At 38.4% G+C, this 18,411-nt stretch carries 18 protein-coding genes; 16 read left to right on the top strand and 2 right to left on the bottom strand.

Going from position 1 to position 18,411, the window contains the following annotated elements:
* The first annotated feature begins 44 nt into the window (after window positions 1-44).
* From QFZ81_RS18610 to QFZ81_RS18590, 5 genes are all read left to right on the top strand, one after another.
* Window positions 45-557, top strand: coding sequence for an acyl-CoA thioesterase (locus tag QFZ81_RS18610; protein ID WP_057302375.1), 513 nt, complete (start codon window positions 45-47; stop codon window positions 555-557).
* Window positions 558-819: 262 nt separating this feature from the next.
* On the top strand, window positions 820-1,935 hold the full coding sequence (locus tag QFZ81_RS18605) for a nucleotide-binding protein (protein WP_307442149.1): 1,116 nt from the start codon (window positions 820-822) through the stop codon (window positions 1,933-1,935).
* On the top strand, window positions 1,932-3,194 hold the full coding sequence (locus QFZ81_RS18600) for a TadA family conjugal transfer-associated ATPase (protein ID WP_307603992.1): 1,263 nt from the start codon (window positions 1,932-1,934) through the stop codon (window positions 3,192-3,194). Before QFZ81_RS18605 ends, QFZ81_RS18600 begins: the two co-directional genes overlap by 4 nt.
* Window positions 3,191-4,063, top strand: a complete 873-nt coding sequence (locus tag QFZ81_RS18595; RefSeq protein WP_307603990.1) for a type II secretion system F family protein — start codon at window positions 3,191-3,193, stop codon at window positions 4,061-4,063. Before QFZ81_RS18600 ends, QFZ81_RS18595 begins: the two co-directional genes overlap by 4 nt.
* 1 nt (window position 4,064) lies before the next feature.
* Complete coding sequence (locus QFZ81_RS18590; RefSeq protein ID WP_307603988.1) at window positions 4,065-4,772, top strand: type II secretion protein F; 708 nt, start codon at window positions 4,065-4,067, stop codon at window positions 4,770-4,772.
* Window positions 4,773-5,598: 826 nt separating this feature from the next.
* Here the strand turns inward: QFZ81_RS18590 and QFZ81_RS18585 are convergent.
* On the bottom strand, window positions 5,599-7,062 hold the full coding sequence (locus tag QFZ81_RS18585; RefSeq protein ID WP_307603986.1) for a TnsD family Tn7-like transposition protein: 1,464 nt from the start codon (window positions 7,060-7,062) through the stop codon (window positions 5,599-5,601).
* 939 nt (window positions 7,063-8,001) lie between these two features.
* Here QFZ81_RS18585 and QFZ81_RS18580 point away from each other — a divergent pair.
* Both QFZ81_RS18580 and accD read left to right on the top strand, forming a co-directional pair.
* Window positions 8,002-8,583: a group-specific protein gene (locus QFZ81_RS18580; RefSeq protein WP_307603984.1), complete on the top strand. Its 582-nt coding sequence runs from the start codon at window positions 8,002-8,004 to the stop codon at window positions 8,581-8,583.
* A gap of 224 nt (window positions 8,584-8,807) precedes the next feature.
* Complete coding sequence (gene accD / locus QFZ81_RS18575; RefSeq protein ID WP_307603982.1) at window positions 8,808-9,710, top strand: acetyl-CoA carboxylase, carboxyltransferase subunit beta; 903 nt, start codon at window positions 8,808-8,810, stop codon at window positions 9,708-9,710.
* A gap of 191 nt (window positions 9,711-9,901) precedes the next feature.
* On the opposite strand, the gene QFZ81_RS18570 is transcribed toward accD, so the two are convergent.
* Window positions 9,902-10,543, bottom strand: coding sequence for a hypothetical protein (locus QFZ81_RS18570; RefSeq protein WP_307603980.1), 642 nt, complete (start codon window positions 10,541-10,543; stop codon window positions 9,902-9,904).
* Between the two features lie 918 nt (window positions 10,544-11,461).
* On the opposite strand from QFZ81_RS18570, the gene QFZ81_RS18565 reads away from it, so the two are divergent.
* The 9 genes from QFZ81_RS18565 to QFZ81_RS18525 all read left to right on the top strand — a co-directional run bounded on the left by QFZ81_RS18565 (window position 11,462) and on the right by QFZ81_RS18525 (window position 18,411).
* The gene (locus tag QFZ81_RS18565) at window positions 11,462-12,463 is read left to right on the top strand and encodes a serine hydrolase domain-containing protein (protein ID WP_307603978.1); all 1,002 of its coding nucleotides are present in this window, start codon (window positions 11,462-11,464) and stop codon (window positions 12,461-12,463) included.
* A 181-nt stretch (window positions 12,464-12,644) separates the two neighbouring features.
* Window positions 12,645-13,199, top strand: coding sequence for a DUF4269 domain-containing protein (locus QFZ81_RS18560; protein WP_307603976.1), 555 nt, complete (start codon window positions 12,645-12,647; stop codon window positions 13,197-13,199).
* Window positions 13,200-13,349: 150 nt separating this feature from the next.
* A complete protein-coding gene (locus QFZ81_RS18555) occupies window positions 13,350-14,063 on the top strand; it encodes an HAD family hydrolase (RefSeq protein WP_307603974.1) in 714 nt (237 codons plus the stop codon).
* 219 nt (window positions 14,064-14,282) lie between these two features.
* On the top strand, window positions 14,283-14,870 hold the full coding sequence (locus tag QFZ81_RS18550; protein WP_307603972.1) for a hypothetical protein: 588 nt from the start codon (window positions 14,283-14,285) through the stop codon (window positions 14,868-14,870).
* Window positions 14,871-15,071: 201 nt separating this feature from the next.
* Window positions 15,072-15,635 carry a GNAT family N-acetyltransferase gene (locus tag QFZ81_RS18545; RefSeq protein ID WP_307603970.1) on the top strand — a complete coding sequence of 188 codons (564 nt, stop codon included), beginning with the start codon at window positions 15,072-15,074 and terminating at the stop codon, window positions 15,633-15,635.
* Window positions 15,636-15,807: 172 nt separating this feature from the next.
* Complete coding sequence (locus QFZ81_RS18540; protein ID WP_307559816.1) at window positions 15,808-16,203, top strand: hypothetical protein; 396 nt, start codon at window positions 15,808-15,810, stop codon at window positions 16,201-16,203.
* Window positions 16,204-16,308: 105 nt separating this feature from the next.
* Complete coding sequence (locus QFZ81_RS18535) at window positions 16,309-16,599, top strand: hypothetical protein (RefSeq protein ID WP_307559818.1); 291 nt, start codon at window positions 16,309-16,311, stop codon at window positions 16,597-16,599.
* A 220-nt stretch (window positions 16,600-16,819) separates the two neighbouring features.
* Window positions 16,820-17,284, top strand: a complete 465-nt coding sequence (locus tag QFZ81_RS18530; RefSeq protein WP_307603968.1) for a GNAT family N-acetyltransferase — start codon at window positions 16,820-16,822, stop codon at window positions 17,282-17,284.
* Between the two features lie 212 nt (window positions 17,285-17,496).
* Complete coding sequence (locus tag QFZ81_RS18525; RefSeq protein ID WP_307603966.1) at window positions 17,497-18,411, top strand: phosphotransferase family protein; 915 nt, start codon at window positions 17,497-17,499, stop codon at window positions 18,409-18,411.

Below are 18,411 nucleotides of genomic sequence, written 5' to 3'. Positions count from 1 at the left end.
ATGAGTCATATTTCATTTAGTAGCAGATAGAGGGGGCAATACATATGGAACAACGATTTGCTAGAGAATCCAGATGTTTCAAGACGTCACGAATTTTTCCGACCGATGTAAATAATCATAACACGCTCTTTGGTGGAAAGCTGATGTCCTATATTGATGACATTGCATCGATTGCGGCACATAAACATTGCAGGAGGTCTGTCGTGACAGCCTCAACAGATTCTGTTGACTTTTTGTCACCCATACATACGTCAGACTCGGTTTGCTTGGAGTCATTCGTGACATGGACAGGCAAAAGCTCGATGGAGGTTTTCGTCAAAGTCGTAACAGAAGATTTGAAGACAGGGGCAAGAAAAATTGCTGCGACCTCTTTCCTGACATTCGTTGCACTCGATGACAACAAAGTTCCGGTTGAAGTTCCAGATGTGGTTCCAGAAACGGAAGAAGAGAAGAAGCTGCATGAATCGGCGCCACACCGAGCAGAAATGAGACGTCTACGAAGAGTTGAAAGTAAGAAGCTGGCCAGCTTCTTCACGATGAAATACCCTTGGGAATAAAAGGGATTGATTTTCTGTTAAAATGTGGTACAATTTGGATAAATTAAATCGGACAAGCGGAAGCACCGCTGATCGTGGAGATCATATCTCCTCAATCGGCGCGTGCTTTTTTTGTTTTCTCCGAATCGTGAAGGAGGCTGATGCATGAAGGTTGAGACGACCATTCGCATTGCCATTGTGCTCACCGTTATTAGCTTTGTCTTAATCGCTAGTGGCGTGTATGCCATGGTTTCATGACTTAAATAAGGAAAGGGAGGTAGGAATGAATAAAATTCAGCTTTACGTCTTAGATGATGACATCGTTTACGCAGAGCGACTTGCTGCCTTCATACGGTCTTCTGAGTTCGCAGAGAGAATACAGGTGAAGCTTTTTTCGAAATTAGAATTGGTCTTAGAGGTGCTTGAGAATCAGCAATTAGAAGGTGTTTTATTACTATCCGAGGCATATTACCCCTTTTTGATGAATCGGAGTACATCCTTATGCAAAATGATTTTGAGTGAAACGATTGCTAATTCCAAAGAAGCAGAGACGAAGATTCCGTTCTTATATCGTTTTCAATCGCTGCACCAATTAATATCGCACCTTCAGGCATTTTATACGGAAAAGCATAGATTTGATGTGGGTCCTGGGACGAAAAGAACTAGAGTTCTATCTGTGTACAGCAGCAGCGGGAATAGTGGAAAAACGATGACCGCCGTTCATTTGGCGAAGCAGTTGTCTTTTCGTGGGGACCAAGTTTTTTATCTTAGTATGGAGTTAGTTAGTTCAGCCTCTCAGTGGCTTCAGGGTGATTTAGGACGATTTTCACAGCTTCTATACTACATGAAAAGCACGCCTGACTTGTTGGGACCTAAGCTGCAGCTGCTCAAATCCCACGATTCTAGGCTGCGTATCGATTATCTGACTCCTAAAGATCAAATCAGGGAAATGCAAGAAATGAGCGGCGAGCATGTCCGTCTGCTTATTGAATCATTGATCTCGTTGAACGAGTATGACTTCATCATTGTTGATTTAGAAGCCACAGTGCATCCGAGAATTATAAAAAGTTTGGATGTCAGTAATTATATCATCTGGATTGTGAGGGACGATTTGATTGATTTATATAAAACAGAGGCACTCCAGAAGCAAATGGGTTCCATGCAGAATGTACATTTCGTAATCAATAAATATACGGGCAAGCAAACAAATGATTTCTCATGTTTGGGCAAGGAAATAACGTATAAGCTTCCATATATCCCCGAGTGGAAAGTGTTAAATACTCCAGAGCAGATCTGGCAATCTGGTTTATTTTCAGAACAGACGTATGACATGTTCACTGCTATAAATAAGGGAAAAGTACATTCTTCTTCGGATAGGGAAGGGGCTGCTGCTTCATGAATCATGATTTGTTTCTCACATTGAAGCAGCAGATTAAGGAGAAGATTGATCTTTCCAGCACGGTCAGCGATGTCACATTAATTGAGCTTATTGAGGAGTCCGTATTCAACGCAGCAGGAGAGCACGGTTGGACTTCAAGCGAGATGCAGGCTCTAGTAAAGCGAATTTTTGATTCATTTCGGGGCTTGGATATCCTTCAACCGCTGATCGATGATCCATCCGTGACAGAGATAATGGTCAATGGGCACGCGTGCATCTTTTTTGAAAGGAAGGGCGCCGTTGAACGATATCCGTATCCGTTGGAAAGTGCAGAGAAGCTAGAGGATCTCATTCAGATGATCGTTTCTAAAGTAAACCGGATAGTGAATCAAGCAACGCCAATTGTCGATGCGCGTCTGCCTGATGGGTCGAGGGTCAATATTGTACTTCCGCCGGCTTCCTTGAGTGGTCCTACCTTGACGATTCGTAAGTTCCCGGAAAAGCCCCTACTAATGGCGGATTTGATTGGTATGGGAAGTATTTCGGAGGAGGCAGCAGAAGTCCTGCGAGTGATGGTTGAATCAGGCTTTAATGTCTTTATTGGTGGCGGAACAGGTTCAGGGAAAACCACATTTCTAAATGCATTAAGTGCTTGGATTCCCCCGCACGAACGCATCATTACGATCGAAGATTCTGCTGAGCTTCAGATACAAACTGTACCTAATTTGGTGAGAATGGAAACCAGAAATGCCAATACCGAAGGGAAAGGAGAAATTACGATTAGAGAGCTTATTCGTTCTTCGCTGCGCATGCGTCCCAATCGAATTATTGTTGGGGAGGTCCGTGGTGCAGAGGCGTTAGATATGCTATCTGCGATGAATACTGGTCATGACGGAAGTTTAAGCACAGGGCATGCGAATACATCCGTGGATATGCTCAGCCGATTAGAGACGATGGTGCTCAGTGGAGCCCCACTTCCAGTAGACGTCATTCGTAAGCAAATTGCCTTAGCGCTGGATGTTATGGTTCATGTAAGTAGAATTCGTGATCGTACCCGTAGAGTCACAGAAATTCATGAGGTGTTAGGTGTGAAGGATGGTGAGGTCCAGCTGCACCCACTATTCATATTTAATGAAAAAGGGGAAACGGTGGATCGAAAGGTAATTGGTGAGCTCGCATATACCGGAAACAGGCTGCATAACATGCACAAAATTCGAATGGCCGGCAAGAAGCTGCCAGATTGGTTTACACATGTTCAGGAAGAGCGTGATGCAGGATGAAGATTGTTTTGCTTCTCCTCATTTGTGGAGCTTTCAGCTGGTTTTTTCTTTTGTATTTGGAACGAAGAAAAGGATCATCTAAGAGAGCTGAATCTCAGCCCATCCAGCAACCATCTACGATTAACCATTTGATTGATTATAATCACTATCAGTTAACCTCCAAGGAAAAAGTAAATGCTATCCTGATGCTTGCCTTACCAGCGTTCATTGTAGGTTACATTTTCTACAAAAGTTTCGTACTTGCAGCGGCATTGGCTGCGATAGGCTTCGCATTTCCCCGTATACGTAAGCAGCAATTAATTCAATTACGTAAAAACAAACTGTATGTACAGTTTAAACAAGCACTAAGCTGCCTATCCTCCTCCATGACGGTTGGAAAGTCGATTGAAACAGCGTTTAGAGAGGCATTAGAAGATCTGAAAATGCTGTATCCAGATCCCGCTTGCCTGATTGTCGTTGAATTTAGTATTATCTGCCGAAAAGTAGAGAATGGGGAGCCCATTGAAGCTGCTCTGAAAAATTTAGCGGATCGCAGTCATTTAGAAGATGTAAGAAGTTTCACAGACGTTTTCTTAACTTGTAAGCGGACGGGTGGCAATTTGGTGGAGGTCATGAAACGAACTGCTACGGTGATTGGCGAAAAGCTTGAAATTTCACAGGATATATCCGTAATGATCGCACAGAAACGTTTTGAATCTAGGGTGCTGCTCTTTGCCCCGATCGTCATTGTTGCCGTGCTTGCATTCTCTTCACCGGAGTACATGATTCCTCTTTACACAGGCGGCGGTGTAATTATCATGTCTGCAAGCCTGTTGCTGCTTGGTGCTTGCTATGTACTCACTCAAAAAATCATGAATATCAAGGTGTAGCATGTGGAACACAATAGTGTTTATTACTCTGATTGCCGGTTGTATCCTGTTATTCCTATGGGGGCGAGTGCAATATGCTGAGATTATCAAAGCTCACCCGTATCCGTTCCAAATGAAGCTGCTGTTGCCTTACAGCTATTTACTCATAGACAAGCTTAATTTGATGGAAAAATTACCCGATTTTACGGCAAAAGTACATCATAAATTAATCACACTTCATGGGAGAAGCTTCGCTGCGCATGGAAGTAAATGGTTTCTCGCTGAGCTTATCTCAGGATCGACCTTATGCTTATTAATCCTAATTCTGTTATCCGTTCTGGCCGGAGGAGATAGTTCTCTGTTCGGGTTTGGTTTGCTAGCTACTGCCATTATTCCCTTGATCATGGTACGTGATTTAGATGCGAAAATCCGCAAGAAACAGCAGCTGATGATCCTTGAATTGCCTGAAATATTGAGTACAATCGTGCTGCTCGTAAACGCAGGAGAGACCGTAAATCGGGCATGGATACGCTGTGTAGAGGCCCGACCGCACAAAGCACAAACACCATTGTATAAAGAACTGGCACAAGCCGTTCATGAGTTGGAGATGAATGTGTCCTTTGCAAAAGTAATGGAGGATTTTAGCAAACGCTGCGCACTTCATGAAGTGTCATTGTTTACTTCTACACTTCTGCTGAACTATAAGCGAGGTGGTGATCAAGGAAAATAAAGATCGTTAGTGGAAAATAAAGTGTGTTACTGGAAAATAGAGTTCGTTAGTGAATTTTACAAATGTAAACAGAATAAATTTGTAGAGAATACTAAAGAGGTCGTAGAAGACAAGATAAGATGCAATGAATGGAAATTGTGCTTGATAAGGGATTTTTCTCGTTGGATTGATATTGATTTTTCAATTTCTTAATGAATGTTAGACAGCCATAAAAAATTGATGAAGGAAAAATAGTTAAGGGCTCCATCGTAGCTAAATACAAATAAAAATCTTTATAAATATAACAACAAAGGAAGCACTTCAAAAGGAGGTGCTTCCTTTGTTGTTATATAATAGTTGCTATTTACATTGCATATATCTCACATTGCTGCCACATTTAAAAATCAAGAATCTTAAAACTTTCACTAAATTAAAATTTACAATTAGAAAAGAAATAAGAATGCAAATAATTCTCTGATCGAATGGGGAGCGAGAAGCAAACTCATTTAAGTAATCAATTGCCACTTAATCTTGAGGGAATTTATGAATTCTTAAAAATTTTTCAACTGTAAATACTCTAGCGCCATTGCAATTTAGCGGGTCTTCATCCAACATCTGAACTTTGATCTAACTAAATACTTTCTTTCAACATCGAGTACTTTTCTAACCATATTTATCTCACTAATCTTCAAAAAAACAGGGAGTAGCAGCCGCGGCAAACTACTCCCTGATCATTATAAACTTGTTTTCGTTAGCTGAACGACCAACTGCCAGGCATTACATCTTCCGTCATTCATAGCTTTCTTAGTTACTTCGTTTTTCGTATGATTGATCGATCTTTGGAGGTTTATACAATATTTTTTACAGACTCTGACTTATTAAATGGTGCAACATTTTTCTGATGTCTTATCAATATTTTTTTTACATGTATCTCTGTAGTTCTTAGGATTCGAGCAGTTTCTTTATAACTTTTTACATTCGAATAGACTTGAAATAAAAGGCTAATCCAAGCGAAAGAATTTCTTTCGGGTATCTGTATTTTTTTATCTAGTAAACGATTCCTTTTGTTAACTTTTTGAGCTTGTTGAATTTTCAACTCATATAACTTAAATATTTCCTCTTCTTTCCTTTCCCAAAGCCATCCTTTATCCTTTACATGAAATCCGTCCATATTTTGTAAGGTTTCTCTGTTGCATTTTCTTGTATAGGTATATCCACAATTTTCACATTTGAATGTTCCGTAAATTACATCTCTGAAACTATATCTTTGACAAACTACTATTGACTTCTGTTTATTTTTTGAACATAACTCATTAAGACATTCCCAAGGACCTCGGCTAAAAGGGATAAAAGGTTCCGTATCTATAATTTTTTTGTTTAGGAAATTACTCACTGAACCTGAAAAATAAATCATCAGTAAAATATGAATCAATATATTGTAATGATTACCTTGAAGATTCAAATAGATTTGTGCAAACTTTCTATGTATTTGATTAATTTTTATCCCTAAAACTTCTAGATTTTCAATTGAGAAAGAGTCTAAAAAATCTTTTATAAGACTTTTATTTTTTTGCATTAATCCATTTGGTGAAAAATACCCTTTTTTTAAGGCATGCTCTAAATATCTTTGTCTAATCAATTCAATATATATATTTTTTTCATTATGGATAATAAATTTTGTATCATCTGCCACTTGATGTATCAACTTCTCTAAGGTACTAGTGTATAAACTATGTTTTGCGAATGACGGCAGATAATGTTTATTACTACAATAAGGTGTTCCTAACAGTCTTCTATTATGATATAAAAATGGTTGTTGGCACATTGGACACGATGATATTAGATATGTATGGTGATTAGGGCAAACTAGAACAAATTTATATTGGTGAATTCTATGTACGTAAGACTCGCCGAACTTCTCATAATCTTCTAAGAGACAAATGGGGCAATATCGAACTTGATTTGAAATCATATGCTTGAGTTGATCGCTACCAATTACAATCCTTCCTTTTGTCATACCAATATCTTCAATAATGTTGTGAAATTCATTATCTGTATAAAATGGTTTCATTAAAGGTAAATAAGAATGTTCTTTGACTATTCTATCTAAAGAATAAGAGTGTTTACCTGGTATATTATTTAATAAAGTCAATAGGTTTTTAGGAAGAATAAATCTATTCCTCACCGTTTTAACTTGGAATAACTTATACATGATTTCCATCATATAAGGGTTACCGGATAACTTAAAATACCGGTAGACAATACTTCCAAAATCCTCATCAGGATAGGCGTTCGGGAAAAAATTAAGCAACAGACATCTACCTCCATTCTAAATTAGATCTCTTTTCACAACGTTACCTGTCAAATTAGAAAATCCATTTTTATTTATAATTTTCATTAATGAAATGTGTGGAAATCAATTTAACCCCCTAACTAATTGCTCTATTTTTTTGTCTGTGAATCTATAAAACTAGTAATTTCCAAAATCAAGAAAATTATACTTTGGATTTTTGGTCAATTAATGAAAGTAATAACATATTTCTGTTTAATAATATTTACCAAGATTTTAGCCGTGTATATACATTATTTTGCATTTTCAATGACTAGACAAATCGATGAATGTGAATTTCATTAGAGGGGACTCTTCTAAATAATGGGCGGTAGAGTTGAATAAAACACAACAGAAATATGGTTATCATGGTGTAAGATTCCAATCATCTCTGATAAAGGAGGTAACTCATGAAACTATTTGAGATATATCGATTGTTCAAAAGAACTACTGGATAGTGAAAGTATTAACGAAATACTACATTATTTTAGTCATGGTGAATATGAAATGGTATATGAAGGTTTGAAAATTGAACTTACAAATATCGGAGTATACCCTTCTGATTTTCGTTTTCAAGAATGGAAAGAACTTGGAGTGCATTATAGCCTTGACAAGGAGTCAGTAATTAATAATCTTATCTGGGAAAAGTTTATAAATTGGGGTAAATCATATTAACTTTTAAAATATTCTGTTAACAGAAAACTATAGTTTAGGAGCAACATTGAGTAGCTCCTTTTTAGATATAATTGAAGTAACGGGCAGGTTAGTTTCAACCTCCTAAGTAAGAATGGGCTATAGAAAAAAAGTCTTTATATTCCAAATAAAGGGAAAGACAAATTTGATAAAGAATATAATATTCTTATGGCAAAATCCCTTAAAGTCTGAGCTAATCAAATGAAGTGAAATGGAGATGAAGTGAATATGAACATATATCATGCGGTCCCAAATAATATGATTGGTAAAAAGTTAAAGTCTTTGAATGTTTTAAAAAAAACAAATCCAGAACTCTACGAACAGTACATAACCAAATACAAACCTAACAGACTAATCCTCTTGGAAAGAATGGTTCCTAAATTAAACTGTTTATGGAATGATGTAATTCATTTTCTCCCAATACACCCCACTTTAGTTTACAAAGGGTTAGTTGAGTCAGGTGGAAAACCTGAATTTACATCAAATCGTTTATTTTATAAGATACCGGTTGCAAAAGTTGATGAGGAGGCAACCATTGCTATTTATAAATATAGTAAAGAAAAATTCAAAGGAATATTTAATGAAATCGACAATTCCGAAATACAATTGTTAGACATCCATAGATATAGAGAACTTGATAGCTTACCGGAAGTAACTGTTGACTATTATAGAGAGCAACTAAGTTTAGGAAATAAATTTGGTTTATATCATTTTGTTCCTCATATTTTTATTAGAGGAGAAGTTGATATTGAAAATGTAGAGATAATTGATTGGAGTGAGAACTCTGATATAGCAATAGGTCTAGATTGAAGTAACGAGAGAACTATAGCTCAATCATGACATAATGCAGCTGGCACACGATCGACTGCCGTTGTCCGTTGAAGTAACTGGCAGTTTAGCACGGAGGAAAATGATAATTGTTATCTGGTATTCCTAAAAAAAGGGATTTACAGTTCGTTCCAAGAATATTTTAAGTACATCAGTGTTCTAGCTTATGTTCCAGCTATATTGTACTTTGGAGGAGGCTACGACCCATGTTTAAAGATTTTTTTCAAAAAAAACCTAAGAAGTATGCAACTTTAAGCCCCAGTAATGTCAGAGAAAAACCGAAACGCGAGATACCAGAAGGATTAATGGGTAAATGTAAAAAATGTAATGCCATACAATTTAATATAGAATTAGAAAAAAATCTGAGCGTTTGTGTAACTTGTGGGTATCATTTTGCAATGAATGCGAGAGAAAGAGCTCAGATTACTTTGGACGAAGGGCGACTATTCGAATATGATAGTGACATGATTTCTGAAAACCCACTAGAATTTGAAGGATATATTGAGAAGTTACAAAGAGAAACAAAAAAGTCGAGTTTATCTGAGGCTGTCATTACAGGTGAAGGTACGATTGGAGGACTACCAGTTGTAATCGCTATCATGAGTTTTGATTTTTTTACAGGCAGCATGGGTTCAGTAGTGGGTGAAAAAATAACTAGAGCAATAGAAAAAGCAACTCAGAAAAAGTACCCGCTAATAATATTTTCAACTGCATCCGGTGCCAGAATGCAAGAAAGTATCTTGAGTTTGATGCAAATGGCAAAAACAAGCGCTGCAATAGCAAAATTCAGTGAGCAAGGTGGATTCTATATTTCCATATTGACAAATCCAACTTTAGGTGGAGTTACAGCGAGTTTCGCTAGTCTTGGGGATATTATATTAGCAGAACCTGAAACAATTATTGGTTTCGCGGGTCGAATCGTTATTGAACAAACTATTCGTCAAAAATTACCACAAGAGTTCCAAACAGCAGAATTCAACTTACAGCATGGTCAAGTAGATAAAGTAGTTCATAGAAAAGACATGAAACAAACCCTGATAAAATTACTAGATATGCATAAAGATACTTCATACATCAACATCGTTAGAGAAGAAGTTACGATGAGGTAAAAGTATAGGTCATTCCGCTAACGCAGAACGATAGTTGAATAACACAAAGGAGAAATTGATTGATAACATCATAAAAGCGAGGACCCCGTGAATTATATCGCAGAGTCCTCTTATAGTGGGAAGCGGTTTATTTCAAAAATGCACTGTCCCAGATTGCTAAGGAAGCAGAACCGTCGATTAAGGATAATACTCTAAATGTACTCAATATCTTCTCTATCTTCTGTTCGATCATACCTTATCCAGCACATTTTCTCGATATCAAGTAATGTTTTAAATCTATCGATTGCGTCATACTCTCCATTTAAATAAGTATCAGCTATCAATAGTTTTCGTAACTCATCTATGATTTCACCTTCTAGCTCAAAAAATTTAAAATCATCAACATTCACAGATTCAAAGTGTTTCCTTACTTCGATTTCTAAGAATGACGGGTCCTGAAGTTGCGATTGAATTTCGTCTAAAACTTTCTTTCCTTCCTCTGTGTTATACAAAAACGTTGTTATTCTTTTAATATCTGGATATCGATCTGAAGCAATATCAAATAGAAGTTCACTTTCTAGTTCATAAGAAAAGTGAAATGTGGATAATACGTCACCTCCATTTAATATCTCATAACCCCAGCAATGATCTTCAAGGTTATAAAAATAAAGTATAGGACAGTGTTTTGAAATTTCTTCGGCTAGATCAGACGATCTTTGTTCACCGTCATTTTCAGTGAAAAAAGCGAGCCATTCTTCATTGAGCTGCATAATAGGAGTTCCAGAGGGAAGGTTCTCACATATAATTGATCTATTTACAGTGCGAACTATATTACCAAAAGTAAACTCACTCATAATATGTCCCTGCCTTAAATTGTAATTTATTTATATTTATATTTTACCTTATACTAATTTTTTTTTGATCACAACAATTTTTTATTGCACTACCCTGGAAGTTGCCAGTCACGAATTAAATTCACATTATTTTGTGGTGTTCTGTGAAGGGAAATGGATAGCTAACGAGTAGTTACGATGAAGGATCTTACTTGGTGGAGCATCTCCACTTTTGGTTCATTAAAGTAACGGGCAGATTAGTTCCAAAATGTGGTAATATGGACGGAGAGGATTAGGGGGAGCATTTAAACTTGAGATTAATTAAATTATCACTTTAAGTGGATTAACCGGAAACTATAGCAAGATTACCATAACGAGAGGCAGCCGGCCATTCAAGCTGGCCTTCTTGTTATAGGACAATAGTAAATTTGTAAATCAAGAGGTAGATATTATGCAGGTAAGTATTATCCGATTGTTGTTGGTATTCCTCTCGTTAACCTTACCAACCATGTTAATTTTATATCTGTTGTTAAAATTCTATCCATACACCGGTCTTGGAAGAATCATAACCCTACCATTCACAATAATATTTAATGGGGTAATTATTATTATGGGCACGACTTGGATTGCTACATTAAAATATCCACATTTCATGCTGAAATGGATAATAGTATCGTTATTAACAGTATTCGTTGCCTTGATATCTTACCCCCAAGATTACGGTCCGCACGTCATAATAAAAATATGGAGTGATTTAAAGTGAATCAAGCTTTTAGTGTTGGATTTCATATTGATGGGCGAAATCGATGTTAATTATGGCTTAGGAGATCTGTATCAGAAAGATATATCACGGTAAACAGCCGTTTCTTCAAGAGGGAAAAAACATCAAATACATCTGCCTATGACGGTTCAAGCAACGGGGCAAACGTAAGGAGAAGTATGGATTCAAGATTTCAGCAATTAGCCGATTATGTTTATGATGTGCAACATCGAATAGGAGCGACAGCGGCAGCGCTATATATCCTGCAGAACAACCGAATTGTGCACGAATCCTATTCAGGCAAGCATGATGAAGACGAGCGTTCGCGCAGTGTTGACGCATATACGCAATTTAATGTGGGCTCTGTACGAAAAACCTATCTTGCACTAGCCATCAGCCTGCTTATAGAACAGGGGAGGATCGGGAGCGTAGACGATCCGGTATCTCGGTATCTTGACAAGTTACCTGAGTGCACACATGACGTGGCGCTCCGCCACCTCTTGACGCATACACATGGACTTATGGAACGACAAGGAAAACTTATTCAAGAGTTTACTGCTGGCAGTGGTTGGGCATATCGTAATGTCGGCATTGCAATGTTATTTGAAATCGTATTCCGACTTACCGGGATGACATTGAGTGAATTCTTGACTAAAGCCGTTTTCGAGCCTTATGGCTTGCGTGAAACAGGTTGGCGTAACACCCAAAACGAACAACTGATATACAATTATTACTCGCATCCAAATAACTGGGTCGGTCCAAACGACAGCACAGCTGGAGACCAAAGTAACCTTTTTGTCAGCGCACGCGACCTAGCAAAGTGGGGACATCTTCATCTTCGCTGGGGAGCTGGATGGGACGGCAGGCAAGTACTTCCACATAGCGTATTTGAGCGTGTAACGGCTCTCCAAACGCCTGAGGGAGTTCCGTCTCAGCAGCCACGTAACGGTTATATTTGGTGGCTGCAGCACGGCACGCCGCTAAACCAAATTGGTAAGCTCGTGCCTGTTGGCTCGTATCAAGCACTCGGTATTACGGGATGCGCCGTGTTGGTCATTCCGGACTATAATGTGGTAGCAGTACGTATGTATAACCAGCTTATTAATCCTGTGGATTACGATTATCTCGAAGACATCCGGACATTCGGCAACTTGGTATCAGATGCTACCCATCTATCTTAAGCATTAAACTAAACGGTGAACTATAACTCAATAAGCAACAAGTGAAGGCTGCCGAAATCAATTGATCGGCAGCCTTCTCAGCTAAAGGGCAGGATTGCTCAGCAACAAGAGGAAATATAAGGTTAGTCACGAATGTATTGGTGAGAATAAATTACCGAATCTTGGAGGTTAATTTAGGGAAATGTGGAGCGACATTCAATATTTGAACTACGGAACAATGAAGCAAATCGAAGCCTTTCATGTACTAACGAAACTCAATGTGTTTGACGATCTACAAACTTATAAACCATTGTTGATTGGCACAATACCGATAGATATAGATATTAGCGGAAGCGATTTGGATATCATCTGTGAAGTTCTAGAACCTGATGAATTCATTGGGCGTTTGACAACTCTTTACTCCATGAAAGACTGCTTTACTTTGCGGAAAACAAGAATAAGAGAGATCCCTTCAGTCGTCTGTAATTTCAATTTCAATGGGTTACCGATTGAGATTTTTGGTCAACCAATATCAGTCTTCCAACAAAACGGTTATTTACATATGGAAATAGAGAAAAGGCTCTTGAAGATAGCGGGGGAGCAAGCGAAAGATGGAATCCGTAAATTAAAAAAACAAGGTATGAAAACCGAGCCTGCATTTTGCGAATATTTTCAGTTAGAGGGGGAGCCATATACCAAGTTAATTAGTCTTGGTGAGCTATCTGATTTTGAACTGAAACGCATGATAAAAATTTAAACTTTATAGCAAAATCGTTCCGTTATTAGGATTGTTTGAACTCTTACGAGAAACGCTAACATCATAAGAACTACTTCAAAAGCACCTTACAAAATCATTAACACTTTTTTTCTGTGAAAAGGCAAATCTACATAATCGAGGATGAAAACCATGTACAAAGCAATTATTTTTGATTTAGACAATACGTTATTAAATTTTAGTCTTTGTGAAACTGAATCAATGAGAAGAACCTGTAATGACCATAATCTTTTTATTGATGACGTTATCGGATGGGACTTGTTTTGGAAATCTTTTTCGGAACATAATTTTCGTCATTGGATGGATTTTGTAAATGGTGGTCAAGTAAAAACAATAGGTGATGTTTTGAGATTTTCATTCAGAGACACTCTGAATCAAGAGGAGTTATTTCACAGTAAATTATCAGACACTTATTGGGGTTATTTTTGTAATACCTGCATTTTTGAAGATGGAGCAGAACAAATACTGTCTATTTTTAAAGATAAATATCAACTAGGTATTATTACAAATGGAATAAGTGAATCTCAAAGAAAGAGGCTAAAAGCTGGAAAGATAGATGAAATGTTTAAATCCATTGTAATATCTGATGAAGTAGGGTTAAGGAAACCTAGAAGAGAAATTTTTGAAATTGCATTAAATGACCTTGAATTAAGTAACAATGAAGTCCTATTTGTTGGGGATTCTTTACAAGATGACTATCATGGTGCTATGAACTCAGGAATCGATTTTTGTTTTTACAACCGCCAAAGTATAGAGGTATCTAAAGACATTAATACCAAATATAATATCAGAAATCTTTTAGATCTTGTGAATGTTTTGGGTTTGAAGGACATTATAGAACCATAATCACCTATCAGATATTCGGATGCTCATCCCGCTTTTTATAATTTTTATTGCTTATTGAGCTAACGAGAAACGATAGTTCAACACCAAAACGGCAGCCGCGGGGCAGCCGTCATTGCGCTAACGGGCAGCAGGATAATGGAACAAATTGTTTGTATTCCTGGTATTCATAACATGTTAATTTAAGGATAGGACAGTAAAGAACGTATGGGGTGAATAGTGTTGGGTAAGTTTTTGGTCATTATTTCCACCTTTGTCTTCTTGTTGTCAGGATGCTCAGGAGATGCAAAGCTTGACGAGCAAAACGTAAAGGAGCCCCCGATTGGGTCGAAGGCGGAAGTGGCTGAAGGGGATTTCGTCTACCGCCTCGTGTCCGAGAAGTCGGTATACGCCGAAGGCGAGAAAGTGGAGGTCTACGCGGAGCTGGAATACGTGGGAGACGAGCCAGAAATCAAAATCGCCCATGCCACCTCGCCGTTCTATTTCCCGACGAAAGAGAAAACGAGAAACTTCGATATCCGCTACGGTATGCGACAGCCTGCACGCATGACGATCCTAAAAAAGGGACTGCCGCTGAGAGAGAGATTTGCGCCCCGTGGCGGATATAGCCCGGAAGATCCGAAAGAATACGTCGATTTCATCAAAGCTGTGTGGGAGTCATCAAAAAAAGACACGCTGCTTTGGGGGGACTACCAGGTATCTGGATCGGCTAATTTCGATCCGTTAAACGACTCGATGGTGAGCCAAGAAAGTCTTCGCTTGAACGCAGAGATCGAGTTCCTCGTGGAAAAGCCTAAAAATAACGAATGACAAAAAAGTGATAAGCATTATACGGGGAACGATAGCTCAATAAAACAGTGGTAGTCGAAATCCTGCGAATGAGTGAGTATATGCGAGATAAACCCTTAAAACCGAGGGACGGGCAGATTTGGTAATGCGTAACAGGTTATTTTTTGGTAGCATTAATTTATGGTTGTTTTGTATGATAGAAATAAACCAAAGGGTGATGTTATGAAACCAATTATGATTGATTTTTCAGATGAGTTTCATACTGAACGATTAGTAATTAGAATGCCAAAACATGGGGATGGTAAGGTTGTTTTTGCAGCCGTTAATGCTTCGATAGATGAGTTGAAACCTTGGTTAAAGTTTGCTCAAAATGAACAAACCGAATATGATATTGAACTTGCAGTTAGAGAGGCACATGTAAGATTTTTAAGTCGTGAAAATCTAAGATTCCTTGTCTTTTTGAAAGAAACGGGGCAATTTGTTGCTACATCAAGCTTACATAACATAGATTGGGATGTACGGAAATTTGAAATTGGATATTGGATAAATACACTTTTTAGTTGCAATGGGTATATGACTGAAGCAGTTGAAGGTATTTGTAATTTTGCTTTTAGTCAGTTGAATGCCCGAAGATTGGAAATACGTTGCGATACTAAAAATACTAGAAGTAAGTTAATACCTGAACGATTACAATTTGAACTTGAGGGTATTATCAAGAACGAAGATTTATCGGTTGATGGAAGCGAATTGAGGGACACATACATTTTTGCAAAGATACAACGATGACATGTTTTATTAAACTATCGGTGAACGATAGTTCAACACCAATACGGCTGCAGCGGGGCAGCCGTCATTGCGCTAACGAGCAGTATAACGCAACTATAATAAGAGTTATAGCGTCTATTTTAAACCTTTACGCAATATATTCATCTGATAGTAGCTAGCAGTTGGGGGAATCATGAAAAAATTAATCAGACCTTTTTTTATGCCTAAAAAACACAAAATAAATTTTTTGAATCTAAATAGTTTAGTTATACTAACCACCTTAATATTGTGGATTAAGAATAGTGTTATTTTTCAATTCGATGTTGGATTTCCAATATTCCCCTATATTTTTTTGAGCCTATTCTGTTTAGTTGTATCCTTTTTCGGTTTTCATGGATATTTGGTAACTTACTATTTTGGTATAGTTTGTTTCCTTTGGTATTTATATTATTTATGGGAAACAGACAGCATAGAAGCTTTTATCATGACGCTTTATCTGTACCCTGTTTTATTACCACCTTTCCCACTTTTTACAGTAATCCTTGCTATTTTTATTGATAACTTATTGAAATTTAAAAAATCAAAATAGAAAAATAGGATTTTTACAAGCGTCAATCTAATAAGACTTCGTTAAACTCCCTCGGGAGACGTTAGTTAAACGAAACTAAGAGAACGTGATGGAGGAGATCGGCGAATGAACAGTTTTACAGTACACGGTACGTTAGAAGATCGTAGCGTTTCCGTATCGTGGACAGAAGACGGCGAGCTCACTGGTGACGCCGAAGCGATCGAAGCGGTAGTACGGATTGCGGCATTTTACGCCGGCCAAACGATCGAGGTAACGCCGACTGGTCCATTTATTACCGGAGACCACTTAGCACAGAGTCACGGCGCGCTTTATCTGATAAATGAGACCCTCGACGAGATCGAGGAGATAACCGGTGATAACCCAGCGGATGATTGGGAACCGGGGCGTGTGTATTGATGAAATTCCATGTAGAGGGCACGTTCAAAAGGCGTGCATTGAGACTTAGCGATACTTATTTACAGTGTGTTCAACGAAAAATGGGGGTTAAATTAGATCAACTTGATTGCTTAAAGCAGGCATTTAAAATGACTGAATACGGAAAATAAATGCAACAATCGATTAAGCTAACGGATAACGAGAGTAAAGAAGTTCTATCCACGAGAGAGGGGAATGCTTATTGCTGCAGAGATACATTAGATCAGACCAGGATCAATTGGAGGATTTTATGAAAACTATGTATGTTTCCAGAGGATATGTCTTTGATCCTGAAGGGTCGCATTCAGATATTAGAAGTATTGAACTGCTATATTTTGAGACGGGAGGCGGGTTCTGGTTATTGAAGGAAGAACAGAGCGTTATTGGGACTATTGGTTTAAAGGGTATTGATTCTGAAAACAGAATTGGTGAAATAAAGAGGTTCTTCGTCTTACCTGAATATCAAGATAAGAGTTACGGCAAAAGCATGATGAGCCAAATAATAGAATTTGCAAGACAAGCTGGATTAAAAAAGCTGAGGTTGGACACTGAGAAACAATCTTATAAAGCGATGTCAGTGTTTCGAAGTTTTGGCTTTTATGAGATACCAAAATACAATGATAATGATATTGCTGAAATATTTATGGAATTATCCATTGTGTCATAACGAATTCAATCAATATACGTTCAGCTAACGGAAACGATAGTGGAATGATTATGACAGGAGCAGACGCAATGGCACCTGTTCCTTGCCGTTGAAATAACTGTCATTGTAGTTGGTAGGGTTTCCTCAAATCGTGTAGAATTTTTCATAAGTCTCTGCATTCTGGATGTCTGTTTTTAATATAGAAAAACAAGATACTCGAGAGGAGCTTCACGATGCAAATAACCGAAGTTCGAGAATATATCCCTCAGTTGCGAAAAGCGACGGCTGTTTTAAAGATTCATAAAGGCTTCTCTTATGACGGGAAATACCTAGTTTACGAAGGTGATGACAAACCGGCTTATGTGCTTCGCACTGCAACGTTTAAGCAGACCGAACGCAAACGCCGGGAGTTTGAGGCGGTAGGTCGTATACACGGCCTTGGTGTCCGAACCTCTGAGCCCATTGCATTCGGCACGGTCGAAGCGCTTGATTTATGTTACATAGTTTTACGCTATGTTGAAGGGGAGGACGCTTCCGAAAGGCTACCGCTTATGTCGGCTGACGAACAGTACAGCGTGGGCGTTGAAGCTGGGCGGGAGCTGCTTATGATGCATGAAGTGGAAGCCCCTGGGGACTTGGAAGCATGGTCAATGCGAAGAATTGCGAAGCACAACCGTCAATTTGCGGAATATTGCCTCTGTGAGGTTAAGCTGCCTGAGGAGGATGTTATTGTTGCTTTTATTGAAGGGCAATTGCCGCTGGTAGAAGGTCGCCCGAACCGGTTTCAGCACGATGACTTTCATCCTGGAAATCTGCTCGTGCATGGTAGCACTTATGCGGCGGCGATTGATTTCAATCGTTACGACTGGGGAGACCCGTATCATGATTTTCTTAAAATTGCATACTTCAGCCGCGAAATTAGCATTCCGTTCTCGATCGGGCAAATCGACGGGTATTTTGATGGAAAGATTCCGGAAAATTTTTGGAACCTGTATGCGCTATATTCGGCGCTGATTATGTTCGGGACGATCACTTGGACGCTCCAAGTCGTGCCGGCACAACTCGATTCAATGATGGCCCGCATTCGTACGGTACTGAACGATCACCAGAATTTCGAAAGCGTCATACCGATTTGGTACAAAAACTAG

This window comes from Paenibacillus sp. V4I9 (assembly GCF_030817295.1).
Lineage (GTDB): Bacteria > Bacillota > Bacilli > Paenibacillales > NBRC-103111 > Paenibacillus_E.
The sequence above is the reverse complement of the archived record's forward strand: the minus strand, read 5'-3'. Positions and strand labels throughout refer to the sequence as shown.